This is a genomic window from Streptomyces sp. NPDC126510, assembly GCF_040302345.1.
Taxonomy (GTDB): Bacteria; Actinomycetota; Actinomycetes; order Streptomycetales; family Streptomycetaceae; genus Streptomyces.
In genome coordinates, this window is the sequence record NZ_JBEORR010000026.1 from 26,089 (window position 1) to 50,766 (window position 24,678).

Below are 24,678 nucleotides of genomic sequence, written 5' to 3' on the forward strand. Positions count from 1 at the left end.
GCGACCATAGGGCGGCCCTGATTCTTGGTCAAGACCAATGGCCGGGAACGTTCACGGGGCGTTCATGAAGGGTCGTGGAACGGACCCTCGGCGCGGCTAACCGGCAGCCAGGGACCGCAACTTGTCGGGATTGCGGATGATGTAGACGGACTGGACGCGGCCGTCGGCGACATCGACCTGGAAGACGGAGTCGGGCCTGCCGTCGGAGAGGATCAGCGCGGCCGGGCCGCCGTTGAGCTCCAGGAAGCGCACGGACAGGCCGGGCAGGCCCTTCTGCGCGGCGCCGACGAGGAAGCGGCCCACCTTGTCCGCGGTCTGCAGGACCCGCAGCGGCGCCCGGGACTTGCCGCCGCTGTCGCCGACGAGCCGGACCTCCGGGGCGAGCAGCGCCATCAGGCCGTCGAGGTCGCCACCGGCCGCCGCGGCGAGGAACCGCTCGGTGAGGTCGCGGCGCTCGGCGGGGTCGACCTCGTGGCGCGGGCGTCGCTCCTCGACGTGCTTGCGGGCCCGCCCGGCCAGCCGGCGTACCGCCGGTTCACCGCGGTCGAGCATGGTGGCGATGTCGGCGTAGGAGAAGCCGAAGGCCTCGCGCAGCACGAACACGGCCCGCTCCAGCGGTGACAGCGACTCCAGCACGACGAGCACGGCGAGGGAGACGGAGTCGGCGAGCACGGCACGCTCGGCGGTGTCCGGAGCGGTGTCGCCGAAGTCGGTGGCGTACGGCTCGGGCAGCCAGGGGCCGACGTACGTCTCGCCCCTGGCCTTGATCCGGCGGAGCCGGTCGATGGCGAGGCGGGTCGTGATCCGCACGAGGTAGCCACGCGGTTCGCGCACGTCGCCGCGGTCGCTGCCGGACCAGCGCAGCCAGGCCTCCTGGACCACGTCCTCCGCGTCGGCCACGCGCCCCAGCATCCGGTAGGCGACGCCCAGCAGGACGGGGCGGTGTGCTTCGAAGACGTCGGTCGCGGTCTCGGTGGTCACGGCTCCATCCCAGCCCACCGCTGCGGCCCTGTCCAGGCGGAATCGCCCCTTCCCGGACAGAATGGCCGACAGGACGCCGGTGATCGGCGTTACGGCTGCGGAGGTGGCGATGCGGTACGGGGTGCTGGGCACGGGACAGGTCGGGCGCACGCTCGGCGGGCGGCTGGTGGAGCTGGGGCACGAGGTGCGGCTCGGCTCGCGTACGCCGGACAACACGGCCGCCGCGCAGTGGGCCGCCGCCGCGGGCCCCCGGGCGGGCGCGGGGACATTCGCTCAGGCGGCGGAGTTCGGGGAGGTCGTGGTCAACGCCGTCGGCGGGCGGGTGGCACTGGCCGCGCTGGAGGCGGCGGGCGCGGAGAACATCGACGGCAAGGTCGTCGTGGACGTGTCGAACCCGCTGGCTTTCGAGGAAGGCGAGCTGCGGCTGTCCCCCGTCGAGTCGGACAGCGTGGGCGAGCAGATCCAGAGGGCCTTTCCGCACGCGCGCGTGGTGAAGTCGCTCAACACGGTCAACTGCCGGGTGATGGTGGATCCGGGCAGCGTGCCGGGCGGGCACAACGTCTTCGTCTGCGGGGACGACCCGGGCGCCAGGGAGCAGGTCACGGCGCTGCTCGGGGAGTTCGGCTGGCCGGCGGAGCGGGTGCTGGACCTCGGCGGCATCCGGGCGGCCCGCGCCGTGGAGATGTGGCTGCCCCTGTGGGTCGGCCTGTTCCAGAAGTTCGGGCACGGCGAGTTCAACCTGGAGGTGCGACGGTCGCGTTGAACGGGCCGACGCCGCGAAGGTCGCGTCACCATGGGGCTACCCGCGGGTAGCAATTGCTGACAAGCTGTCTACGCCGTCCGTCAGCGAGTACAGCCGAGGAGCACCCCATGTCCGCCACCGTCTCCTTCGAAGTCGCCTCCGCGCAGGGCGAGCAGAGCGTGACCCTGTCCTACACGCGCCGGGGCAGCGGCGAACCGCTGCTCCTGCTGCACGGCATCGGCCACCACCGGCAGGTGTGGGACCCGGTGATCCCGGCGCTTGCGGCCGAACGCGACGTGATCGCCGTGGACCTGCCGGGCTGCGGTGAGTCGCCGGCGCTCCCGGACGGCATGGCGCACGATCTGCCCACGATGAGCACGGTCCTGACGGCTTTCTTCGGGGCGCTGGAGATCGACCGGCCGCACGTGGCAGGCAACTCGCTGGGCGGTCTGCTGGCGCTGGACCTGGCCCGGGCGCAGCTCGTCCGCTCCGTCACCGCCCTGTCCCCCGCCGGGTTCTGGAACGAGGCAGAGCGCCGCTACGCCTTCACCGTGCTGACGGCGATGCGGCAGATCGCCCGGCGCATGCCGCCGCCCCTGGTGCAGCGGCTGGCCCGTCCGGCCCTCGGCCGCACCCTGCTGACGAGCACCATCTACGCCCGCCCGGGTCGCCGTTCACCGGAGGCCGTGGTCGCCGAGACGCTCGCCCTGGCCCGCGCCCAGGGGTTCTCCGAGACGCTGCGCTCCGGCCGGACGGTGCAGTTCACCGACGACATCGTGGGGACGCCGGTCACCGTGGCGTGGGGCAACCGGGACCGGCTGCTCATCCCCCGCCAGGGCGTGCGCGCCAAGGGCGTCATACCCGGGGCCCGGCTGGTGCGGCTGCCCGGTTGCGGCCACGTCCCGATGAACGACGATCCGGCGCTGGTGGCCCGGGTGGTGCTCGACGGCAGCCGCTGACCCGCGGGGAGGACCGCGGAGCCTCTAAGGTCTCCCCTCATGAGACCGACGCGGAGCGACCCGGGCGAAGGTGCGGCGTCCGCCGCCTGGGAGCTGCTGCTCCCGGCCGCTTCGGCCCCGGCCCGCACACGTGGCCGGTCCCTGCAGGCGGCACTGCGCGAGGCGGTCCGCTCGGGCCGCCTCGCGCCGGGCACCCGGCTGCCGTCGAGCCGGGACCTCGCGGCGGACCTGGGGGTGTCACGCGGGCTGGTCACGGAGACGTACGAGCAGCTGACGGCCGAGGGATACCTGCGCAGCGGCCGGGGCGCCGGAACGTGGGTGGGCGCGGCCGTACGGGCCGCGCCGCCGCGGGCGCACGATCTCGCTCCGCGCTCGCCCGATGCCGTGGCGGACTTCGTGCCCGGGACGCCGGACCTCGCGCTGTTCCCGCGCGCGGCCTGGGCCGCCGCGCAGCGCGCCGTGCTCGCGGAACTGCCGCACCAGGAGCTGGGTTACCCCGATCCGCGCGGGCTGCCGAGGCTGCGTACCGCGCTGGCCGAACTGCTCGCCAGGCGACGGGGCGTGGTGGCGGACCCCGAGCGCATCGTGATCGTCTCGGGCGTGGCCCAGGCGACGGCCTTGCTCGGCTTCGCCCTGCACGCGCGCGGGGTGCGCGCCGTCGGGGTGGAGGACCCGGGCAGTCCCCAGCACGACGCGCTCTACGCGTCGGCCGGGGTCGACGCCGTGCCGTTGCCGCTCGACGACGAGGGTGTCTCCCTGGAGCCGCTGCGGGCGTCCGGCGTACGGGCGGTGGTGACGACCCCGGCCCACCAGTTCCCCACCGGCATCGCCTGTTCGGCCCGGCGGCGCACCGAACTGCTGGACTGGGCGCGGTCCGTGGACGGCATCGTCCTCGAGGACGACTACGACGGTGACTTCCGCTACGACCGTGCCCCCGTGGGGGCGCTCCAGGGCCTCGACCCGGACCACGTGGCCTACACGGGCTCGGTCAGCAAGTCCCTCGCGCCGGGCCTGCGGCTGGGCTGGCTGCTGGTGCCGGAGTCCTGGACGGAGGAGATCGTCGAACGCAAGCGCACGATGGATCTCGGCCACCCGGCCCTCGACCAGGCCGTGTTCGCCCGCTTCCTGGAGCGCGGCGACTACGACCGTCAGCTGCGCCGCTGCCAGCGCGCCTACCGCGAACGGCGTGACGCGCTGGTCTCGGCCCTGGACGCCCGCTTCCCCGGCGCGGAGGTGTCCGGGATCGCCGCGGGCCTGCACGTGATCGCCACTCTGCCTCAGCGATACGGGCCCGAGGAGCGGTTCCTCGCGCGCCTGACGGAAGCGGGGGTGGCGGTGTGCCCGCTCTCGGCCTACGCCCACGACCCGGCCGGTCCCGAGGCGGGCGGAGAGGTCCGGCTGGTCCTGGGCTACGCCCATGTGCCGCCCGCGAGGATCGCCGAGGGCGTGCGCCTGATGGCGCGGGCCGCGACCGGGTGAGGCGACCGGTTCGCGCGTTCCCTCACCCTGCGGTCAGTTGTTCACTTGGGGTTCGTGTGTGCGCCGCGATGTGCCCGTAGGTGTGGCTCTGCACACTTGGCCGGATCCCGTCCCCCGGAGGCGTATCCATGTCACACCGTCCGTTGCCCGGACGCCGCAGCGTCCTGCGTGGCTCCCTCGCCGCGTCGGCGGCCCTCTCCCTGCCCACCGCTCTCGGCGCGGCGCCCGCCTTCGCGCGCTCCGGGCGCCCGACCGCGGAGTGGGGGGTGCAGGCGGGCGACGTGACCCGCGACTCCGGGCTGGTGTGGGTGCGCTCCGACCGGCCGGCCCGGATGATCGTCGAGACCTCGGCGACCGAGTCGTTCCGCGACCCCCACCGATGGCAGGGCCCGCTGCTCGGTCCGGGCACCGACTTCACCGGCACGACCCGGCTGCGCGGTCTGCCGTCCGGCGAGCAGATCCACTACCGCGTGCTGCTGACCGACCCGGACGACCCGCGCCGCACCGGCGAGCCGGTCACCGGCACGTTCCGCACCGCGTCCGCCAGACGCCGCGACGGCGTGCGGTTCGTCTGGTCGGGGGACCTGGCCGGGCAGGGCTGGGGCATCAACCCGGAGTTCGGCGGTTACACGATCTACAACGCGATGGCCGCCCTGGACCCGGACTTCTTCCTCTGCAGCGGCGACAACATCTACGCCGACGGCCCGATCACCGGGACCGTGGCCCTGCCCGACGGCCGGACCTGGCGCAACGTCACGACCGAGGAGAAGGCGAAGGTCGCCGAGACGCTCACGGAGTTCCGCGGCAACTTCCGCTACAACCTGCTGGACGAGAATTTGCGCGCCTTCAACGCCCGGGTCCCGTCCATCGTCCAGTGGGACGACCACGAGGTCGTCAACAACTGGTACCCGGGCGAGATCCTCACCGACACCCGGTACACCGAAAAGCGCGTCGACGTCCTCGCCGCCCGGGCCCGCCAGGCCTTCTCCGAGTACTTCCCGATCTCCACGCTGCGCCGTCCCGGCGGCCGGGTCTACCGTGTGCAGCACCACGGCCCGCTGCTGGACGTGTTCGTCCTGGACATGCGCACCTACCGCAACGCGAACTCGCCCGACGACCAGACCACCGACCCGCAGGGCATCCTCGGCCGGGAGCAACTGGACTGGCTCAAGCGCGAACTGTCCCGCTCGCGGGCGGTGTGGAAGGTGATCGCCTCCGACATGCCGATCGGGCTGGTCGTCCCGGACGGTCAGAACATCGAGGCCGTCGCGCAGGGCGATCCCGGCCAGCCCCTGGGGCGTGAGCTGCAGATCGCCGAACTGCTGCGGTTCGTCAAGCACCGGCGGATCACGGGCACGGTGTGGCTGACGGCCGACGTGCACCACACCTCGGCGCAGCACTACCAGCCGTCGAAGGCCGCCTTCACGGACTTCGAGCCGTTCTGGGAGTTCGTCTCGGGTCCGCTGAACGCGGGCGCCTTCCCCGCGAACGCGCTCGACGGCACCTTCGGCCCGGACCGCGTGTTCGTGAAGGCGCCGACCACCGCCAACGTCTCCCCCGCCGGCGGCTACCAGTTCTTCGGCGAGGTCGACATCGACGGTCACAGCGGCGAGCTGACGGTACGTCTGCGGGAGCAGGACGGCACCGTGCTGTTCACCCAGACGCTCCAGCCGGGCCTGGTCGGCCAGTAGGTACGGAACGCAACGTTTGAAGCGTTGATAAAGGGGGCAAACTGCCCCCTTTACCCATCGGTCACAATGCGTTCGCGATCACGCAACACCGTTCGGTCACAGTGGGTGCATGACGCGAGAAGTGACCCCCATGACGCATGGTGAAGCCGACTGCCGCCCCGCCACCTCGTGGCAGAAGGTCGCGGCGGCGTTCCACGCCTGGCGAACACGACGCCAGGAACACGCCCCGCCCACGAGTGATACCGGGTCCCCGGCACCGGAGCCGGTGCCGGGGGCGAACACCCTGTGGCGGATGCGGACCACGGTTCAGGAGGAACCGGGGTCCCTGGCGGCACTGTGCGGCGCCCTGGCCGGGCAGCGCGTCGACATCCTCAGCCTGCAGACGCACCCCCTGGCCGAGGGCACGGTCGACGAGTTCCTGCTGCGGGGCCCGGACGGCCTGCCGGCGTCCGCGATCACCACGGCCGTCGAGTCGGCCGGTGGCGCCGACACCTGGATCGAGCGGGCCGACGCCCACGACCTGGTGGACGCGCCGACCCGGGTCCTCGGGCTCGCCGCCCGCACCGCCTTGGACTCGGCGGAACTGCCGCTGGCCCTGCGTCAGTTGCTCGGCCGGTGCACGATCCGGTCCCTGCCCGCACCGGCCGGTGCCGGAGGGGCGCAGGGGAGCCTCGCCGTCGAGGGGGCCCTCGACGAAACGGTGATGCGGCTGCGCGCCCCCGAAGGCGGAGTGATCATCGTGGAACGGCCGTACCTGCCGTTCACACCGACCGAGTTCGCCCGGGCGAGGGCTCTGGTGGAGCTGGACGCCCGGCTCGGACCGCGCCTGCCGCACGGACGGGACGTGTTCACGCTCGCCGAGGGCAGCGACATCACCGTGCGGCGGGCCGACACACGCGACCTCGAAGCGGCCCGGGCGATGCACGAGCGGTGCTCGCCGCGCACGCTGAAGCTGCGCTACCACGGGCCCGTCGGTGACGCCGACCGGTACCTCAACCACCTGCTCAGTCCGCGCTACGGCCGCACGCTCGCCGTGCAGACGGCCTCCGGGCGGATCGTCGGGCTCGGTCACCTCCTGTGGGACGGGGACGAGACGGAGGTCGCGCTGCTCGTCGAGGACGCGTGGCAGCGGCGGGGTGTCGGGGCGGAGTTGCTGTCACGGCTCGTCGCCATGGCCGTCGAGGCCAGGTGCTCCAGCGTCTATGCCGTGACGCAGGCGTCCAACACGGGCATGGTCGCCGCCATGCGGGGGCTGGGGCTTCCTCTCGACTATCAGGTCGAGGAGGGGACGCTGGTCATCACGGCGCGGCTGGGTGAGACGGTCGTGAGGAGTGCGGAGGGGCTGGGGAGCGCCTCCGCGTCGTAGGGGCGTGCGTCAGTTCGCGAGTGCGGGTGCGCTGTGGTTGCTCGCGCAGTTCCCCGCGCCCCTTTCGGGGCGTTGTCCGAGGGCTGCGTCGAGATCCGACCACAGGTCGTCCACGTCCTCCAGGCCCACCGACATGCGCAGGAGCCGGTCGCTCACGCCGGCTCCCCTGCGGTCGTCCGCGTCCACGATGCGGTGGCTGATGGAGGCCGGGTGCTGGATGAGGGTGTCGACGCTGCCGAGGCTCACCGCCGGGGTGATCAGGCGGACCGCGCCGATCACCTCGTGCGGGTCGCCGTGCACCTCGAAGGCGACCATCGCGCCGCCGATGCGGGGGTAGTGCACCCGGGCGATCCGCGGGTCGGCGGCGAGGCGACGGGCCAGTTCGGCCGCCGTGGCGGAGGCCGCCCGGACCCGGACGGGAAGGGTGGACAGACCGCGCAGCAGCAGATAGCCGGCCAGCGGGTGCAGGACTCCGCCGGTGGCGAACCGCACCTGGCGCAGCCGGCCGGCGAACTCCTCGTCGCAGGCGACCACGCCCGCGAGGACGTCGCCGTGGCCGCCGAGGTACTTGGTGGCGCTGTGCAGGACCAGCCGGGCGCCGTGCTCGGCGGGGCGCTGGAGGACCGGCGTGGCGAAGGTGTTGTCCACCAGCAGCGGCACCGAGCCGCAGGCGTGTGCGACGGCCCGCAGGTCGACCTCGGCGAGCGTGGGGTTGGCCGGGGACTCGACCAGGACCAGTCCGGTGTCCGGGCGCAGGGCGTCTGCGACACCGGCCGGGTCGGTCCAGGTCACCTCCGTGCCCAGCAGCCCGGCGGTCAGCAGGTGGTCGCTGCAGCCGTAGAGGGGGCGTACGGCGACGACGTGCCGCAGACCCATGGAGCCGCGGACGAGCAGGACGGCGCTGAGTGCGGCCATGCCGCTGGCGAAGGCGACCGCGGCCTCGGTGCCCTCGAGGCGGGCCAGAGCGGTCTCGAAGCGGGCGACGGTCGGGTTGCCGAGCCGCCCGTAGACGGGCGGGCCGTCCGGCTCGGCGCCGGTGGTGGCGAAGGCGTCGATCCGGGCCGCCTCGCCACGGCTGTCGTACGACGGGTAGGTGGTGGACAGGTCGATCGGCGGGGCGTGCAGCCCCTGCCGGGCGAGGTCGTCCCGCCCGGCGTGCACGGCCTCGGTGGCGAGGGCTCGCGGTGCGGTGCGTACGGCGTCGTGGGCGCGCGTGCTCGTTGTGTCCATGTCCATGGTGGGCAAGGGTGAACATCGGCCGGGCTGGCGGGTGCGAGACCCGTGCTACGTTCGGCCAATGGCTGAATCTGTCGTACTGGATCCGGTAGATCTCCATCTGCTGCGGCTGTTGCAGAACGACGCCCGGGCGACCTACCGGGATCTCGCCGCGCAGGTCGGGGTGGCACCGTCGACCTGTCTGGACCGGGTGACGCGGCTGCGCCGCTCGGGCGTGATCCTCGGGCACCGGCTGGAACTGGATCCGGCCAAGCTCGGGCGAGGGCTGGAAGCCCTGCTGTCGGTGCAGGTCAGGCCGCATCGGCGGGAGCTGGTGGGGCCGTTCGTGGAGCGGATCCGGGCCCTGCCGGAGTCACGGACGGTGTTCCACCTGACCGGTCCCGACGACTACCTGGTCCATGTCGCGGTCGCCGACATGGCGGATCTGCAGCGTCTGGTCCTGGACGAGTTCACATCGCGGCGTGAGGTGGCCCGGGTGGAGACCCGGCTGATCTTCCAGCAGTGGGAGTGCGGCCCGCTGCTGCCGCCTTCGCCCTCGGCTCAATCCGCGTGACGTGCGCGGTCCGTCGTACGAGGATGGCCACATGTCTGAGATCAAGAGCCAGCTGCCCCGAGAAGTCGCCGACGCCTACGTCGACGAACTGGTCGCCCTCGATCCGATCACCGGTACGTTCCTCGGCGACAAGGAGAGTTCGAGCAGGCTGCCAGACACCTCGCCGACGGGCCAGGAGGCACTCGCCGAGCTGGCGCGCCGGACATTGGCCCGGCTGGACGAGGCCGAGCGGCTGCCCGGCGCGGACAGTGACATCGAGCGCCGGTGCGCGCGGCTGCTGCGCGAGCGGCTGGGCGCCGAACTCGCGGTGCACGAGGCCGACGAGAGCCTGCGCTCCGTGAGCAACCTGAGCTCCGTCGCCCACGCGGTGCGACAGGTGTTCACCGTGACGCCGGCGCAGACGGAGCAGGACTGGACGGCGATCGCCGAGCGGCTGCGCGGGGTCCCGGCCGCGCTGGAGGGCTACCGGGAGTCCCTGGCGCTCGGACTGGAACGCAAGCTGTACGCCGGGCCCCGCGCCACGGCCACGTTCGTGCAGCAGCTCGGCGAGTGGGCCGACTCCGACGGCGAGGGACACGGCTGGTTCGAGCAGTACGCGGCCGCCGGGCCCGAGGCCCTGCGGTCCGAGCTGGACGCCGCCGCCCGCTCGGCGACCGAAGCGGTCGTCGGGCTGCGCGACTGGATGCGGGACGTGTACGCCCCGACGATCGAGGGCGCGCCCGACGTCGTGGGCCGGGAGCGGTACGCGCGCTGGGTGCGCTACTTCAACGGCACGGATCTCGACCTGGACGAGGCGTACGCCTACGGCTGGTCCGAGTACCACCGCCTGCTCGGCGAGATGAAGAGCGAGGCCGAGAAGATCCTTCCCGGGGCCGGCACGCCGTGGGAGGCGCTGGCCCATCTCGACGCGCAGGGCACGCACATCGAGGGCGTCGACGAGGTCCGCGACTGGCTGCAGAGCCTCATGGACGAGGCGATGGACGCGCTCGACGGCACTCACTTCGACCTGGCCGAGCGGGTGCGCCGGGTGGAGTCGCGCATCGCCCCTCCGGGCAGCGCCGCGGCCCCCTACTACACGCCGCCGTCGGACGACTTCTCCCGCCCGGGCTGCACCTGGCTGCCGACCATGGGCGAGACGCGTTTCCCGGTCTACGACCTGGTGTCGACCTGGTACCACGAGGGCGTGCCCGGCCACCACCTCCAGCTGGCCCAGTGGAAGCACGTGGCGGAGAACCTCTCGCGCTACCAGGCGAGCGTCGGCATGGTGAGCGCCAACGCCGAGGGGTGGGCGCTGTACGCGGAGCGGCTGATGGACGAACTGGGCTTTCTGACGGACCCGGAGCGCAGGCTCGGCTACCTGGACGCGCAGATGATGCGCGCCGTGCGCGTCATCATCGACATCGGCATGCACCTGGAGCTGACGATCCCGGACGACTCGCCCTTCCACCCCGGGGAGCGCTGGACGGCCGAGCTGGCGCAGGAGTTCTTCGGCTCGCACAGCAGCCGGCCGGCCGACTTCGTGGAGAGCGAGCTGACCCGCTACCTGTCCATGCCGGGCCAGGCCATCGGCTACAAGCTCGGCGAGCGGGCATGGCTCCTGGGCCGCGAGAACGCCCGCAAGCGGCACGGCGACGCCTTCGACCCGAAGGCCTGGCACATGGCGGCGCTGTCGCAGGGGTCGCTGGGGCTGGACGATCTGGTGGACGAGTTGTCCGCCCTCTGATCAGCTTGCCGACTGTCTGATCAGCGCCGGAATCCGCCCTCGGAGTGGGTGACCTCTCCGGGGGCGCAGTGCTGTCGCCGTGCGAGCAGCCGGAGTTGGACCAGGCTCAGCCAGGTCTCCGGGCCGGGCCGGACCCTTGCCGCGCGCACCGCGTAGCGGCCAGGCTCCAGCGCCACCCGCACGTGGTCGGACCCCGACGGGTCGGACCCGGGCCACGCCGCGTCGAACAGGAGCACGGTCCCCGGCACCTCCCAGTGCACGTCCGATTCCCACTCCGCGCCGTCGATCGCCGACGGCACGCTCGCCAGCAGTTCGTCCTCACAGTCGCCGGCGCACCAGCGGACGAACACGCCGTGGTCGGGCAGGTAGGCGGTCGCGGCGGGCTCGTCACCCAGGACCAGCGCCGTGCAGTCGCCGACCGGGAGGAGGCCGACGTGACCGTCCACCTCGCAGGCCCGGTCGTAGTCCGAGGCCGTCTCCTCGCCGTCGGCGCCCGCCCAGAACGGCAGGACGGTCTCCGGCACCGCTATCAGCGGCCCCCCGCCCGACTCCACCCACTCCACAGCGCCCGGCTCCGCGTATCGCACCATGGCGCACGAACCTACAGGGTGGACTCGCGGCAGAGGACCAGGGGTTCAGCAGCCGCAGTCGTCCGCGTTCACGGGGGCCGTCAGGGGGTCCGGAGCCCGCCGCTCGCGACCCTGCCAGGTCTCGAACGCCAGCCCTTCGCGCACCCAGTACTCGAAGCCGCCGAGCATCTCCTTGACCTGGTAGCCGAGTTCGGCGAGGGCCAGGGCGGCGCGGGCGGCACCGTTGCAGCCGGGCCCCCAGCAGTACGTCACGACCGGCACCGTCCGGTCGAGGAGCTGCCCGGCCAGCTCGGGGACGAGCGCGGTCGGCAGGTGGAGCGCGCCGGGGACGTGACCCTGGTCCCAGGCCTCGGTGGAGCGGGCGTCGACGAGGACGAAGCCGGGGTCGCCGCCGGCGGCGAGTGCGGTGGCGACGTCGGACACGTCGGTGTGGAAGGCGAGACCGGCGCGGAAGTGCGCTGCGGCCTCGGCCGGAGCGGCGGGGGCGACGCGCAGGACGGGGTTCACGGTGGTGGTCATGCGGAAAAACTACGGCCGCATGCCTCGCCCCTGAAGTGACGATCCCCGGCACTCCGCTTGATCTGCCGGGGATTCCCCTGCTATGCCTCCGGAATGACCGAGTATTCCCCGGACGCCACCGACTGGCGCATCCTGGACGTCCTCCAGCGGGAGGGCCGGGCCAGCTTCGCCGAGCTGGCCCGCGCCGTGTCCATGTCGGCGAGCGCGGTGACCGAGCGGGTGCGCCGCCTGGAGGAGGCCGGGGTCATCCAGGGCTACGCGGCGGTGGTCGACCCCGAGCGGCTGGGCCTGCCGATCCTGGCGTTCGTACGTCTGAGGTACCCGAACGGCAACTACAAGCCCTTCCACGACCTGGTCGCCGTCACGCCCGAGATCCTGGAGGCGCACCACGTCACGGGCGACGACTGTTTCGTCATCAAGGTGACGGCCCGCTCGATGCGCCACCTCGAGGAGGTGTCGGGGAAGATCGGGGCGCTGGGCTCGGTCACCACGAGCGTGGTGTACTCCTCCCCCCTTCCCCGGCGCCCCCTGGGCCGCTGACCTCAGCCGGCGCCGCGCTGCCGCAGGGTCGACCCGGACCGGCCCTTCACCACGTCGAGCTGGGCGTGGATCCGCCGCCGCAGGTCGGCGACATGGCTGACGATGCCGACGCTGCGGTCGCGTTCACGCAGGGAGTCGAGCACGTCGAGAACCTCGTCCAGGGTCTGGTCGTCGAGGCTGCCGAAGCCCTCGTCGATGAACAGGGTGTCCAGGCGCACCCCGCCCGCCTCGTCCGTGACGACGTCCGCGAGGCCGAGGGCCAGAGCGAGCGAGGCGAAGAACGTCTCGCCGCCCGAGAGCGTCGCCGTGTCGCGTTCGCGGCCGGTCCAGGCGTCGACGACGTGCAGTCCGAGCCCGCTGCGGCCGCGTCCGGTGCGGTCGGCGGAGTGGACGAGGGTGTAGCGGCCGGACGACATGCGGCGCAGCCGTACGGTCGCGGCGGCGGCGACCTGCTCCAGCCGGGCCGCCAGGACGTACGACTCCAGGCGCATCCGGCGTTCGTTGTCCGCCGAGGTGCCTGCGGCGAGGCCGGCCATCCGGGCGACGCGGTCGTACTCCTCACGCAGCGGCGCCAGCCGGCGTACGGAGGCGGCCGCACGTGCGGAGAGGCGGTCGAGGTCGGCGCAGCGCCGCTCGGCGGCGTCGTGGGCGGACACGGCGTGGCGCAGCCGCCGGTCCGCCTCGTCTGCGGCCTGCTGCGCCGCGTCCGGGTCGGCCCGCGGCTCACGGGCCGCCGCGGCCGTGTCGGCCTCGGCGAGAACGGCCCGTACGGCGGCCTCCTCGTGCTGCCAGGCGTCCAGGCGGCGTTGCAGTTCGCGGTGGGCCGCGCGGTCGAGGAGGGCGTCGGCCGCGGCCTGCGGGGTGTCGAAGCCCGCGCGGAAGGCGGCGTCGGCGAGGCGGGCGTCGGCGTCCTTCAGCCGCTGGGCGGTGTCCTCGGCCACGCGGGCGGCGTCGGCGGCGTCCGTGAGCAGCGCGGTCCGCCGCTCCAACTGCGCGGCCCGCGCGGCGACACTGTCCAGGGAGCCGCGTGCCCGGTCCAGCTCCTCCTCCAGCGCGGCCCGTTCGTGGTCCAGCCGCTCCCGGTGACCGACGCGGGAGGCGGTGCGCACGGCGGTCTCCTGCCGGGCGGCGAGGCGTCGTTCGTGCTCCTGTCCGGCCTGCCGCAGTCGCTCCTGCGCGGCGTGCAGCTCGGCGGCGGCACTGCGGGCCTGCGCGTACCGCTCCTCCAAGTCCGCGAGATCTTCCGCGAGTTGCCCGGTCGGCGTGTCACCGGCCTCCGCGGAGGCGGCGGCGAGTGCCTGCCGTACGTCGCCGAGGCGCCGTTCGTCCTCGGCGCGCCGCTCGTCGGCGCGCTGGTAGGCGGTGAGGGCGTGCTCCTCCGCCTCGCGGTCCACGTGTCCGGCGATCTTGCGGGCGGGGGCGGGGTGTTCGGTGGCGCCGCAGACGGCGCAGGGTTCGCCGTCGGCGAGGTGCGCGGCCAGTTCGGCGGCGATGCCGTTCAGGCGCTGCTCCTTGAGGTCGAGCCAGTGCCGCTTGGCCCGGAGCGTCTCGTCCTGCGCGGTGCGGACCCGGTCGACCGCCCGGTCCGTGTCCTGGACGAGCCGGTCGCGCGTGCGGGCCGCCCGCAGCCGTTGCTGCGCGGGCTCGCGCCGTGCGCCGAGCTGCTCGGCGAGGGCGGCGGCCCGCTGCGCGGAGTCGACGCGGGTCTGGAGCGCGGTGCGCCGCTCCTCCCAGCCGTCGAGCCAGGCCTCCGCCTCCTGCAGGAGGTCGGCGTCGGCGCGTTCCTGGCGGTCCAGCCCGGCGCGCTGGTCGAGAAGTTCGGCCAGTCGTCGCTCGGCGCGGCGGGCCGAGTCGAGCCCGCCCAGTTCCTCGGCGGCCCGGCGTGCGGCGGCTGCGAGTCCGGCCGCGCCCTCGTCGGCGAAGGTCTGCGGCAGCAGGGCACGCGCGCGTGTCTCGGCGGCGGCCGCCCGGCGGTGTTCCGCTTCGGAGGCTTCGCGCAGGTCCAGGGCGGGCGCGACGGCTTCGGCCTTGCGGGCCCGTTCCATGAGGGTCTGGGCCTCCCGGTAGGCCTCGGCTCCCTGCTCCAGGCGCGCCGCTCGTTCGCGTGCCTCGTCGAACCGCCGCTGACGCCGGGCCAGTTCGCGTGCCTCGTCCAGGGCGCGGCCGGCGGCGGCCTGGGCGGACTCGGCCGCGGTGAGGGTGCACGCGGCGACGGTGAGCTGTTCGCGGGCGGTGCTGCGAGCCACTGCGGCGGCGCTCAGCACGGCTTCGGCGAGCCCTGGTTCGCCGGGAGCGAGTTCGGGCAGTTCCATCGCGTCGTCCGCGGCCTGCTGCATGCGGTGGGCGGCGGCCAGCAGTTCCGCGTCCCCGTCCCGCACCTGGGCCTCGGTGGTGCGGCGCCGCTCGGCGAGGCGCTTCTCGACGTCGGCGAAGCGGCGGGTGTCGAACAGGCGGCCCAGCAGTTTGCCTCGGGCCTCGGCGTCGGCGCGCAGGAACCGGGCGAAGTCGCCCTGCGGCAGCAGCACGACCTGGCAGAACTGTTCCCGGCTCATGCCGAGCAGCTGGGTGATCTCCTCGCCGATCTCCTGATGGGAGCGGCTGAGGTCCTTCCAGGCCCCGGCGGTCGCGTCGTACTCGCGCAGCCAGGTCTGGGCCTTGTCCAGGGTCGTGCCGGTGCCGCGCTTCTTGGGGCGCTCCCAGGGCGGCTGTCGGGTGACCTCCAGGCGGCGCCCGGCGACGGTGAGGTCGAGGGTGACCTCGGTGCGGGTCGCGGGCGCGGCGTGGTCGCTGCGCAGGGCCGTGCCCTGGCCGCCGCCCTGCCGGGCGCCCGGCACCGAGCCGTAGAGGGCGTAGCAGACGGCGTCCAGGACGGAGGTCTTGCCCGCGCCGGTGGGTCCGTGCAACAGGAACAGCCCGGCCGCCGACAGCTCGTCGAAGTCGACGGTCTGCGTGCCGCCGAAGGGGCCGAAGGCGGTGACCGCGAGCCGGTGGAGCCTCACCGGGCCACCTCCCGCACGGATTCGTCCGCCCGTACCGCGTCGAACGCGTCGCGCAGCACGCCCTGTTCGTGCGGGTCCGGTCCGGCGCCGCGCACATGGGCGACGAAGTCCTCGGCGATCTGCTGGTCACTGCGGCCGGCCATACGCCGGGCGTACGACACCTCGGACTCGTCCTCGTCGCGGTCGGGGTCGAAGACGAGGCTGAGCATGTGCGGGAAACGTGCGGTGAGCCGGGCCATCGGGTCGGCGGGGCGGACGGGGTCGGTGAGGGTCGCCTCGACCCAGGCCTCTTCGTGCCGTGTCAGATCCGCGTCGGCGAGCAGGACCTCCAGGGTGCCCCGGATCCGGGCGAGGGCGCGGGGCACCGGGCAGTCGACGCGCTCGGCGTCGACGGAGCCGTCCGCGGCCAGGTCGACCAGCCACATGCTCTTGCGATGGGCGGCCTCGGAGAAGGAGTAGGGCAGCGGGGAACCGGAGTAGCGAACGCGGTCGGTGAGGGTCTGGCAGCCGTGCAGATGCCCGAGCGCCACGTAGTCGACGCCGTCGAACACCCCGGCCGGCACCGCGGCGACGCCGCCGACGGTGATGTCCCGCTCGCTGTCGCTGGCTTCGCCACCGGTGACGAAGGCGTGAGCGAGGACCACGGAGCGGGTGCCGGGCGGGCGGGCGGCGAGGTCGGCGCGGACCCGGTCCATGGCGGCTGCGAGAACGGCCTCGTGCCCGGCCTTGTCCACACCGAACTGGTCCTTGACCAGGGCGGGTTCGAGATACGGCAGCCCGTAGAAGGCGACATCGCCGTGGGCGTCGGCCAGCATGACCGGAGTGCCGGCTGCCGCGGGTTCCGTCCGCAGATGGATACCGGCCCGCCCGATGAGCCCCGCCCCGACGCCCAGCCGACGGGCCGAGTCGTGGTTCCCGGAGATCATCACCGTCGGCACGCCGAGGCCGGCGAGGCGGTGCAGGGCGTCGTCGAACAGCTCGACCGCGGCGAGCGGCGGCACCGCCCGGTCGTAGACGTCCCCCGACACGACCACCGCGTCCACGGCACGCTCCCGCACGGTCGTGACGAGGTGGTGGACGAACCCGGCCTGGGCGTCCAGCATGTTCACCCGGTGGAACGCCCGGCCGAGATGCCAGTCGGAGGTGTGCAGCAGCCTCAAGACGCCGCTCCGACCTGCATGTCTCCCCCTACGGTTGGTTCGTCGGTGACGCGGGCCGGTCCGGCTCGCTGTCGGCCCACCACGCTAACGCCTGTGGGCACCTGGTCCACCACGAACCCCGGAGCGCACACTCCTGCGGCAGCAATTCAGCTGGAATGTCCGTAAGTGTGCTGTGAAGCAGGTCATTCCGGGACCATGCCGTCCCCCTGGCCATCGGGATGCCTCAGGCGTCCCCGTACGCCTCCCCGCCCGTTTCGAACCCGGCCGCGCCGGCGGTGGCGTCGGCTAGCCAGGAGCGGAAGGCGTCCACGTCGGAGTCCGGGAGGGCGATCTCGATCGTGACCTCCTCGCCGTAGCGGACGTCCCGGACTTCACGGCCCGTGCTGCGCAGGTCGTTCTCCAGCTTGCCGGCCCGCTGGTGGTCCACGGTGACCGTGGCCAGCCGGAACCTGCGGCGGGTGCGGGTGCCGAGAGCGTCCAGGGCCTCGCCGACCGCCCCGCCGTACGCGCGGATGAGTCCGCCCGCTCCGAGTTTGACCCCGCCGAAGTAGCGGGTGACGACGGCGACGACGTACCGCATGTCGCGGCGCAGCAGCATCTGGAGCATGGGGACGCCTGCGGTGCCCCCGGGTTCGCCGTCGTCGCTCGCCTTCTGGACGGAGGCGTCGGCGCCGATGACGTAGGCCCAGCAGTTGTGGTTGGCGTCCGCGTGATCCTTGCGGACCGAGGCGATGAAGTCCTGCGCTTCCTGCTCGGTGGCCGCCGGGGCGAGGGCGCACAGGAAGCGGGAGCGGTTGACCTCGGTCTCGTGCACCCCGGCACCGGCCACCGTGCGGTATTCGTCCTGCATCCGGCCAGCCTAATCGCGCGGTCGAGGGCGTTCCGAGGGGGCGGCTGCCTCTCGGGGGCCCGGGAGAGCGGGCCCCCGGCACCTCAGGCCGGCCGGACCGGCCGAGACCTCCGCTACGTGTGGGCCACGACCTCGCCGGCCGTGACCTGGGGCGGGTTGGGCAGCAGTTCGGCGAGCCGGTCCCGGACGAAACCGCCCGCCCTCTCGGTCGACTCCTCGGCGCCGGCCCGGTCCTGGAACACACCGGCGGACAGCATCACCCCGCCGCCGGCATCGACGAAGTAGTAGGCCACGAACCCCTGGACCTGGCGGACGAGCGGCAGGAACTCCTCGTTCACCCGGCGACCCGCCTCAGCCGGGTCGGTCACCCCTTCGTACCGCCGGATCACTGCGTGCATGACTGGTCTCCTCATGGGTCGGCAAGGCGTTCGACTCAGACGCCATACCCGCCGCGGGACGTGTGCGCAGCGCGAGCCCGTCACACATCACCGGAAAGGCCCCATGCCCGTGCGGGGCCCGGGCTAGTGCTTCGCGCCCCGGGGCACGGTCACGGACGTGAGCAGCGCGACGCCGGGGGACAGCGCCTGCCAGGTCGTGCCGTGCCAGGACAGGACGGCGATGGCAGAGGTGGGGAATTTCGTGCGGACCTGCTCCAGGGTGTCGTCGAGGCCGTCGCCGGCGAGGGCCAGGACCAGTTCCTCCAGCCCTGGGTTGTGCCCGATCAGCAGCAGTGTCTCCACCTCGGCGGGCACCTCCTGCACCACGGCCAGCAGGCCGGACGGGCCGGCGGCGTACAGGCGCCGGTCGTGCCGGACCGGCGGGGGTGTGCCCCACTCTGCCGCGGCCAGGTCCCAGGTCCGGCGGGCGCGGACGGCGGTGGAGCACAGTGCGAGGTCCGGCAGGAGGTCGGCCTCGGCCAGGGCCCGTCCCGCCGCGGGGGCGTCCCGGCGGCCGCGCGGGGCGAGGGGGCGTTCGTGGTCGGCGACATCCAGGGGCCAGGCCGACTTGGCGTGCCGCAGCACGATCAGGCGGCGCAGCGGGCCGGCGTTGCTGCGGGCGATCATGACGGCGATCCCAGGTCACGGGTGAGGTCGACGCCGAGGAGCCGGTCGGCGTAGGCGTATGTCTCGAAGCGGGCGCCGTCCGCCAGTTCCGGCTCGGTCTCGACCTGGCGCAGGACCTCCAGCACCCCCGGCACGTCCAGGTCGGCGTCCCAGGCTTCGCGCAGCCGCTCCCGTACGTCGTCGGGGACGGGCCGTGAGGGCTGTCGCGCCCAGCGGGCGACCGCGGCGCGCCAGCGGGCGAGGGTGGCGCCGGCCTCGTCGAGTCCGGCGGGCTCCAGCCGGACCGGGGCGCTGTGGTGCCGGGCGATCAGGGCGAGGCGCAGGGCGGCGGGGTCGCCGTGGTCCGGCGGGCCCGGCTCGACCGGTGCGACTGCGATCCGCACCCCGTCGGGTACCGCCTCGCCCTCGGCGGCGACATGGACGACCTGGGACTCGCCCAGACCGGCTCCGACGTCGGGGCTGTCCTCGAAGGGGCGGATGCCGAGTGTCGTGGCCTCCGCGCGCAGCTCCGCCTGCCGGTCGCCGCCGGTCAGCAGTGCCCAGACCGGGGTGCCGCCGAGCTCCAGGGCCCTCACGAGCAGGTCTCCGACGAGCAGCACCCGCAGGTTCGTCGTGCCGGAGTCCGACGCGTGCACCTGGACGCGGGTCAGGCCCCGGCGGGCCGGGGCGGCGTCGACCGGCTCACGGGTTCGGGCGTCGATGATGCGCAGCACGAGGCGAGCGTAGGCGGGCGGACGGGCCCGCGCAGGAAGGCCGGGCGTTTTCCGGCCATCGTGGCGCGATCGGCTCACCTCTGGCGCGGGCGGCCGCTCCTGTCAGTCCAGTGTCCCGAGGAACCGCACATGAGGCCGCCCTTCGGGTCCTTCCCGGGAGACGGCGGCCCGCACCCCGTACACCTCGGCGATGAGCTCCGCGGTGAGGACGTCTCCCGCGGGGCCCGCCGTCACCACCCTCCCCGCGCACAGCACGACGACCCGATCGCAGTACATCGCCGCGAGGTTGAGGTCGTGCAGGGCGACGACGGTGGTGACGGGCAGGGCGGTGACCAGGGCGAGCAGGTCGAGCTGGTGGTGGATGTCGAGGTGGTTGGTGGGCTCGTCGAGAAGGAGCTCGCGGGGTTCCTGGGCGAGCGCGCGGGCGATCTGCACCCGTTGGCGTTCGCCGCCCGAGAGGGTGTGCCACAGCCGTCCGGCCCGGTCGGCTAGACCCGTGCACTCCAGAGCGGCTCGCACCGCCCGCTCGTCCTCGGCCGAGGAGGGCGTCCAGGCGCGGCGGTGCGGGACGCGGCCGAGCCGCACGACGTCCATGACCGTCAGCTCGACCTGGGTGTCCGACTGTTGCTCGACGACCGCGAGGCGGCGAGCGACCGTGCGGCGGGGCAGGTCGGCCAGGGGCGTGCCGTCGAGGGTGACGACTCCGCAGGACGGCGACAGCAGCCCGGCCAGCAGCCTCAGCAGCGTGGACTTGCCGGAGCCGTTGGGGCCGAGGACACCGACCGTGGAGCCGGTCTCCGGCGCGAGGGCGACGCCGTCCAGGATGAGACGCCCGTCGGCACGGCGGCTGACCCGGTCGGCCCGCAGCCCCGCGCCCGTCGGCGCCCCCGCGCCGCTCACCGCACCCTCCGGGTCCGGTACAGCACCGCCACGAACGCCGGCACCCCGATCAGCGACGTCACGACACCCACCGGAACCTCCTGCGGATCGAGGACGGTACGGGCCAGGGTGTCCACCCACACCAGGAACACCGCTCCCGCGAGGGCGGTGACCGGTAGCAGTCGTGCGTGCCCGGGGCCGGTCAGGGCCCGGGCGGCGTGCGGCAGGACCAGTCCGACGAAGCCGATCGCCCCGGCCGAGCTGACCAGGGCCGCCGTGAGCAGGGCCGTGACGCACAGCAGGACCAGGCGGGTGCGGGCGACGGACACTCCGAGCGCGGCGGCGGCGTCCTGCCCGAAAGCGAAGGCGTCGAGGGTTCGGGCGTACGACAGACACACCACCAGCGCCACCGCCAGCGCGGCCAGACACAGCCACACGTCGGTCCAGCCGGAACCGCCGAGCGAGCCGAGGAGCCAGAACAGCACGCCGCGGGTCGTCTCGGCGTCGGCGGAGGTCATCACGATGAAGGAGGTGAGCGCCGAGAAGAGCTGCATGGCGGCGACGCCCGCGAGGACGACCCGGTCGGTGGTGCCGCCGAGGGTGTGGCTGAGCAGGAGCACCAGCGCGAACGACAGCAGGGCGCCGAGGAACGCGCCCGCCGACACCGGGAGGGCGCCGCCGCCCACGCCCAGCACGACGACGAGGACCGCGCCGGTGGAGGCGCCCGAGGACACCCCGAGCACGAACGGGTCGGCGAGCGGGTTGCGCAGCAGGGACTGCATCACCGCCCCGCACACGGCCAGTCCGGCCCCGCACACGGCGGCGAGCAGGGTGCGCGGCAGTCGCAGCTGCCAGACGATCCCGTCGCGGATCGGCGTCAGCCCGGAGCTGCCGAGCCCGAGATGGGCCGCCACGACGGACCACACGTCGGCGACGCCGAGGTCGGCGGGACCGATGGTGATGGCGACGGCGAGGGAGGTCATGAGCGCGACGGCCCCGGCCAGGCCCAGCGCGAGCCCGGCCCGGCGCCCGGGCCCGGCGGCCACCGGCCCCTGCTCCCGGGCGGTCACTTCGCCAGCCCGAACCGGCGCAGCCCGGCGGCCACCTGTTCCACGCCCTCGACGGTGCGGATCGTCGGGTTCATGGCCTGCCCGCTGAGCAGCACGTACCGCTTGTGCCGAACGGCGTCCATGGTCCTGGTGACCGGGTTGGACTCCAGGAAGGCGATCTTCTTCGCGGCCGACTCGGCGGTCTGGGACTCGCGGGTCAGGTCGCCGATGACGAGGACGTCGGGGTCGCGGTCGGCGACCGTCTCCCAGTTGACCTGGGGCCACTCCTCGTGCGTGTCGTCGAGGACGTTCTTCGCTCCGAGGGCCCGGGTGATGATGCCGGGTGCTCCGCAACAGCCCGCCATGTAGGGCGATTCGGAGTTCGCGAACCAGTACAGGAGAGTGACGTCGGAGGCGTCGATGCCCTTCGTGGCCTTCCTCATGCGCTGCTGAAGGGAGGCCACGAGCGCGTCGCCGCGTTTCTTCACGCCGAACACGGTCGCGAGGTCGTGGACTTCGCCGTAGACGGTGTCGATGTCCAGGGGCTTGTCGCGTGCGCCGTCGCCGCCGCCCGAGTTGTCCTTGCCGGCGCAGTCGGAGGGGGAGACGTAGGTGGGGACGCCGAGCTTCTCGAACTGCTCGCGGGTGGCGACGCCGCCTTTGCCGAGGGTGGAGACGAAGGAGGCGGCGACGAAGTCGGGCTCGGTGTCCAGGACGCGTTCGAAGGACGGGTTGTCGTCGGCGATGCGCGGCACCCTCGCGTTGGCCTTCTCCAGTCCCTTCATCACGGGGTCGGTCCAGGTGGCCGTGCCGGCGAGGCGGTCGGCGAGCCCGAGGGAGAGCAGAATCTCGGTGGTGCCCTGGTTGAGGGACACGGCGTGTCTCGGCGGGGCGGGAATGCGGACCTCGTGTCCGCAGTCGGTGAGCGTGACGGCGGCGTTCGCGTCGGTGGACGCGCTCCCGCCACAGCCGGTCAGCAGCAGGGAGCCGGTGGTGAGCAGGACGGCGGCACGGGAGGGTCGGGCGAGGGGCACGGGAACCAGTCCTCAGTCGTCGAGGGCCCGATCGCGGAGCCCGGTCGTACGGTGCTCCCCCGCCGCGCGCGGCCGCGGGGGCCGCCAGCAGGTCTTCGGACTCGGGTTCACCCGGGTCGGAGCGCCTTCCCGGACGTCCGCGGAGGAGTCCAGTGGCCGAGGCCCCGCCCGTCCCCCTCACCGCTGCGCGTCAGTTCCGGATTCGCACCGGATTCCCTGACCCACGTACATGGGTTCGACTGGCCTCGGCAAGCTATCACGGGGGCCGTCCGGGGAATCACCGCGCACCCGGAGCCGTTGAACGGGTTGAACGGAGAGCAGCTCGTTCACGACTTCGGAGGAGGCCGCCGGTGTACGGCGACGAGGCAACGGTCCGCAGGATCCTCACCGGGCTAGGCGACACCTGGGCCGTGGTCGGCCTGTCGTCGAACCGGCAGCGCGCCGCGTACGGCGTCGCCGCCGTGCTCCAGCGTTTCGGCAAGCGCGTTGTGCCGGTGCACCCCAAAGCGGAGACGGTGCACGGGGAGAAGGGGTACGCGAGCCTGGCGGACATCCCCTTCGACGTGGACGTGGTGGACGTGTTCGTGAACAGCGACCTCGCCGGTGCCGTCGCGGACGAGGCGGTCGCCAAGGGCGCGAAGGGCATCTGGTTCCAGCTCGGCGTGATCGACGAGGCGGCGTACGACCGGACCCGTTCGGCGGGCCTGGAGATGGTGATGGACCGCTGCCCGGCCATCGAGATCCCACGGCTGCCTCATCACCGCGTACAGGAATCCTGAAGCGTTCTCCAGGAAATACCCGCAGTCGGTCAAGGTTTCCCGCGCCCGGTCAAGCGTGCACAACTCCTCTTCTGCCTCCGGGCAGTCCATTCCTAATCTGAGGCCTCTTGCTCACTGAACTCTCCGAGTTCATTTATGAGAGGCCCCTGAATTCATGGAAAGAGACGGCCTGCGCCGGGATGTCGGGCTGATCGGGCTCATGTGGGCCTCGGTCGGCTCCATCATCGGCTCGGGCTGGTTGTACGGCGCCGAGAAGGCCGTCGTGGCGGCCGGCCCCGCGGCGATCCTGTCCTGGCTCATCGGTGCGGTGGCGATCGTGCTGCTGGCACTGGTGCACGCGGAACTCGGCGGCATGTTCCCGGTCGCCGGCGGCACCGCCCGTTATCCGCACTACGCGTTCGGCGGACTGGCCGGCATGTCCTTCGGCTGGTTCTCCTGGCTCCAGGCCGCGACGGTGGCACCGATCGAGGTCGAGGCCATGATCGGCTACGCCGGGCACTGGCACTGGGCGCAGGGCTTCCAGCACCCGAAGGACGGGACCCTGACGACGAGCGGCTTCGTCGTCGCGGTCGTCCTGATGGCCGTGTTCGTCGTCGTCAACTTCCTCGGAGTGCGGATCCTGGCGCACACCAACAGCGCCGCCACCTGGTGGAAGGTGGCCGTGCCGCTGGCCGCGATCTTCATCATCGCGGCGGGCAACTTCCACCCGGGCAACTTCACCGAGCACGGTTTCGCGCCGTTCGGCGCCCACGGTGTGCTGAGCGCCGTCAGTTCCAGCGGCATCATCTTCGCCCTGCTGGGCTTCGAGCAGGCGATCCAGCTGGCGGGCGAGAGCCGGGACCCGCAACGGGACCTGCCGCGCGCGACGATCGGTTCGGTCGCCATCGGGGCGGCCATCTACGTCCTGCTGCAGATCGTCTTCATCGCCGCCCTGCCGCTGGGCTCCTTCGCGCACGGCTGGACCAAGCTCGACTACCCGGGCATCAGCGGCCCGTGGGCGGGGCTCGCGACCCTGCTGGGCCTCGGCTGGCTGAGCGTGGTGCTGTACCTGGACGCGGTGGTCTCCCCGGGCGGCACCGGACTGATCTACACGACGGCCACGTCCCGGGTCTCCTACGGACTGGCCCGCAACGGCTACGCGCCGAAGCTCTTCGTCCGCACCGACGCGCGCGGCGTGCCGTGGTTCGGGCTGATCGTGTCCTTCGTGACGGGCGTGGTCTGCTTCCTGCCGTTCCCGAGCTGGCAGCAGCTGGTCAGCTTCATCACCTCGGCGAGCGTGCTGATGTACGCGGGCGCCCCGCTGGCCTACGGCGTGTTCGCGGACCGGCTGCCGCACCGGGAACGCCCCTACCGCCTGCCCGGCGGGAAGGTCCTCTCACCGCTGTCGTTCGTGGTGGCCAACCTCATCATCTACTGGTCCACCTGGGACACCCTGTGGCGGCTCGGCGTGGCCATCGTCCTCGGCTACGTCCTGCTCGGCGGCTACGCCTGGTACGCCACCAGCAAGGGCCTGCCCGACGCTCCCCGGCTCGACTGGAAGGCCGCCCAGTGGCTGCCCGTCTACCTGCTGGGCATGGGCGTCATCTCCTGGCAGGGCGGATTCGGCGGCCAGGGGCACCTCGGACTGTGGTGGGACATCCTGGTCGTCGCGGTGTTCTCGCTGGCGATCTACTACTGGGCCCGGGCCTCGGCCTCCCTGTCCGGAGAGATCGAGCTGAGCATCGAGGAGGTGGCCGTCACGGAGGTGCCGGTCCACTGAGACCGGCCTCCAT

The 24,678-nt window shown here is 73.1% G+C and carries 23 protein-coding genes and 1 riboswitch; of the genes, 10 read left to right on the top strand and 13 right to left on the bottom strand.

Going from position 1 to position 24,678, the window contains the following annotated elements:
* Positions 1–96: 96 nt before the first annotated feature.
* The gene (locus tag ABTX60_RS30935; RefSeq protein ID WP_352100314.1) at positions 97–981 is read right to left on the bottom strand and encodes an RNA polymerase sigma-70 factor; all 885 of its coding nucleotides are present in this window, start codon (positions 979–981) and stop codon (positions 97–99) included.
* Positions 982–1,090: 109 nt separating this feature from the next.
* Between ABTX60_RS30935 and ABTX60_RS30940 the strand changes: the two genes are divergently transcribed.
* From ABTX60_RS30940 to ABTX60_RS30960, 5 genes are all read left to right on the top strand, one after another.
* Entirely contained in the window at positions 1,091–1,744 is a 654-nt protein-coding gene (locus ABTX60_RS30940; RefSeq protein WP_352100396.1) for an NADPH-dependent F420 reductase, read from the top strand.
* Between the two features lie 107 nt (positions 1,745–1,851).
* Entirely contained in the window at positions 1,852–2,682 is an 831-nt protein-coding gene (locus ABTX60_RS30945; protein ID WP_352100315.1) for an alpha/beta fold hydrolase, read from the top strand.
* Between the two features lie 39 nt (positions 2,683–2,721).
* Positions 2,722–4,161, top strand: coding sequence for a MocR-like pyridoxine biosynthesis transcription factor PdxR (gene pdxR, locus ABTX60_RS30950; RefSeq protein WP_352100316.1), 1,440 nt, complete (start codon positions 2,722–2,724; stop codon positions 4,159–4,161).
* Between the two features lie 128 nt (positions 4,162–4,289).
* Complete coding sequence (locus tag ABTX60_RS30955) at positions 4,290–5,852, top strand: alkaline phosphatase D family protein (RefSeq protein ID WP_352100317.1); 1,563 nt, start codon at positions 4,290–4,292, stop codon at positions 5,850–5,852.
* A gap of 130 nt (positions 5,853–5,982) precedes the next feature.
* Positions 5,983–7,218 (top strand): GNAT family N-acetyltransferase, encoded by a 1,236-nt coding sequence (locus ABTX60_RS30960; RefSeq protein WP_352100318.1) that lies wholly within the window; start codon positions 5,983–5,985, stop codon positions 7,216–7,218.
* 9 nt (positions 7,219–7,227) lie between these two features.
* Here ABTX60_RS30960 and ABTX60_RS30965 read toward each other — a convergent pair whose 3' ends face one another.
* Entirely contained in the window at positions 7,228–8,448 is a 1,221-nt protein-coding gene (locus tag ABTX60_RS30965) for a trans-sulfuration enzyme family protein (RefSeq protein WP_352100397.1), read from the bottom strand.
* Between the two features lie 67 nt (positions 8,449–8,515).
* Between ABTX60_RS30965 and ABTX60_RS30970 the strand changes: the two genes are divergently transcribed.
* Both ABTX60_RS30970 and ABTX60_RS30975 read left to right on the top strand, forming a co-directional pair.
* Complete coding sequence (locus ABTX60_RS30970; protein ID WP_283970851.1) at positions 8,516–9,007, top strand: Lrp/AsnC family transcriptional regulator; 492 nt, start codon at positions 8,516–8,518, stop codon at positions 9,005–9,007.
* 31 nt (positions 9,008–9,038) lie between these two features.
* The gene (locus ABTX60_RS30975) at positions 9,039–10,730 is read left to right on the top strand and encodes a DUF885 domain-containing protein (RefSeq protein ID WP_352100319.1); all 1,692 of its coding nucleotides are present in this window, start codon (positions 9,039–9,041) and stop codon (positions 10,728–10,730) included.
* 20 nt (positions 10,731–10,750) lie between these two features.
* Here the strand turns inward: ABTX60_RS30975 and ABTX60_RS30980 are convergent, their stop codons facing one another.
* Positions 10,751–11,320, bottom strand: a complete 570-nt coding sequence (locus ABTX60_RS30980; protein WP_352100320.1) for an immunity 21 family protein — start codon at positions 11,318–11,320, stop codon at positions 10,751–10,753.
* 45 nt (positions 11,321–11,365) lie between these two features.
* The gene (locus ABTX60_RS30985) at positions 11,366–11,839 is read right to left on the bottom strand and encodes a rhodanese-like domain-containing protein (RefSeq protein ID WP_352100321.1); all 474 of its coding nucleotides are present in this window, start codon (positions 11,837–11,839) and stop codon (positions 11,366–11,368) included.
* 93 nt (positions 11,840–11,932) lie between these two features.
* On the opposite strand from ABTX60_RS30985, the gene ABTX60_RS30990 reads away from it, so the two are divergent.
* A complete protein-coding gene (locus tag ABTX60_RS30990; RefSeq protein WP_345665832.1) occupies positions 11,933–12,379 on the top strand; it encodes an Lrp/AsnC family transcriptional regulator in 447 nt (148 codons plus the stop codon).
* Positions 12,380–12,381: 2 nt separating this feature from the next.
* On the opposite strand, the gene ABTX60_RS30995 is transcribed toward ABTX60_RS30990, so the two are convergent.
* The 9 genes from ABTX60_RS30995 to ABTX60_RS31035 all read right to left on the bottom strand — a co-directional run bounded on the left by ABTX60_RS30995 (position 12,382) and on the right by ABTX60_RS31035 (position 22,127).
* Positions 12,382–15,378: an AAA family ATPase gene (locus tag ABTX60_RS30995; RefSeq protein ID WP_352100322.1), complete on the bottom strand. Its 2,997-nt coding sequence runs from the start codon at positions 15,376–15,378 to the stop codon at positions 12,382–12,384.
* Positions 15,375–16,538 (bottom strand): exonuclease SbcCD subunit D, encoded by a 1,164-nt coding sequence (locus ABTX60_RS31000; protein ID WP_352100323.1) that lies wholly within the window; start codon positions 16,536–16,538, stop codon positions 15,375–15,377. The genes ABTX60_RS30995 and ABTX60_RS31000 overlap by 4 nt, the downstream gene beginning before the upstream one ends.
* 223 nt (positions 16,539–16,761) lie before the next feature.
* Positions 16,762–17,388, bottom strand: a complete 627-nt coding sequence (locus ABTX60_RS31005) for a YigZ family protein (RefSeq protein WP_352100324.1) — start codon at positions 17,386–17,388, stop codon at positions 16,762–16,764.
* A gap of 113 nt (positions 17,389–17,501) precedes the next feature.
* Complete coding sequence (locus tag ABTX60_RS31010; protein WP_352100325.1) at positions 17,502–17,786, bottom strand: hypothetical protein; 285 nt, start codon at positions 17,784–17,786, stop codon at positions 17,502–17,504.
* Between the two features lie 123 nt (positions 17,787–17,909).
* The gene (locus ABTX60_RS31015) at positions 17,910–18,452 is read right to left on the bottom strand and encodes a SixA phosphatase family protein (RefSeq protein WP_352100326.1); all 543 of its coding nucleotides are present in this window, start codon (positions 18,450–18,452) and stop codon (positions 17,910–17,912) included.
* Positions 18,449–19,165: a hypothetical protein gene (locus ABTX60_RS31020; RefSeq protein WP_352100327.1), complete on the bottom strand. Its 717-nt coding sequence runs from the start codon at positions 19,163–19,165 to the stop codon at positions 18,449–18,451. The genes ABTX60_RS31015 and ABTX60_RS31020 overlap by 4 nt, the downstream gene beginning before the upstream one ends.
* A gap of 102 nt (positions 19,166–19,267) precedes the next feature.
* Positions 19,268–20,065: an ABC transporter ATP-binding protein gene (locus ABTX60_RS31025; protein WP_352100328.1), complete on the bottom strand. Its 798-nt coding sequence runs from the start codon at positions 20,063–20,065 to the stop codon at positions 19,268–19,270.
* Positions 20,062–21,027: a FecCD family ABC transporter permease gene (locus ABTX60_RS31030; protein WP_352100398.1), complete on the bottom strand. Its 966-nt coding sequence runs from the start codon at positions 21,025–21,027 to the stop codon at positions 20,062–20,064. The genes ABTX60_RS31025 and ABTX60_RS31030 overlap by 4 nt, the downstream gene beginning before the upstream one ends.
* Before the next feature lie 83 nt (positions 21,028–21,110).
* Complete coding sequence (locus tag ABTX60_RS31035; RefSeq protein ID WP_352100329.1) at positions 21,111–22,127, bottom strand: ABC transporter substrate-binding protein; 1,017 nt, start codon at positions 22,125–22,127, stop codon at positions 21,111–21,113.
* An 83-nt stretch (positions 22,128–22,210) separates the two neighbouring features.
* A riboswitch (cobalamin riboswitch) is annotated at positions 22,211–22,371 on the bottom strand.
* A gap of 106 nt (positions 22,372–22,477) precedes the next feature.
* Here ABTX60_RS31035 and ABTX60_RS31040 point away from each other — a divergent pair.
* Together ABTX60_RS31040 and ABTX60_RS31045 are read left to right on the top strand one after the other, a co-directional pair.
* The gene (locus tag ABTX60_RS31040; protein WP_352100330.1) at positions 22,478–22,906 is read left to right on the top strand and encodes a CoA-binding protein; all 429 of its coding nucleotides are present in this window, start codon (positions 22,478–22,480) and stop codon (positions 22,904–22,906) included.
* 154 nt (positions 22,907–23,060) lie between these two features.
* Positions 23,061–24,665, top strand: a complete 1,605-nt coding sequence (locus ABTX60_RS31045; RefSeq protein ID WP_352100331.1) for an APC family permease — start codon at positions 23,061–23,063, stop codon at positions 24,663–24,665.
* The last annotated feature ends 13 nt before the right edge of the window (positions 24,666–24,678 follow it).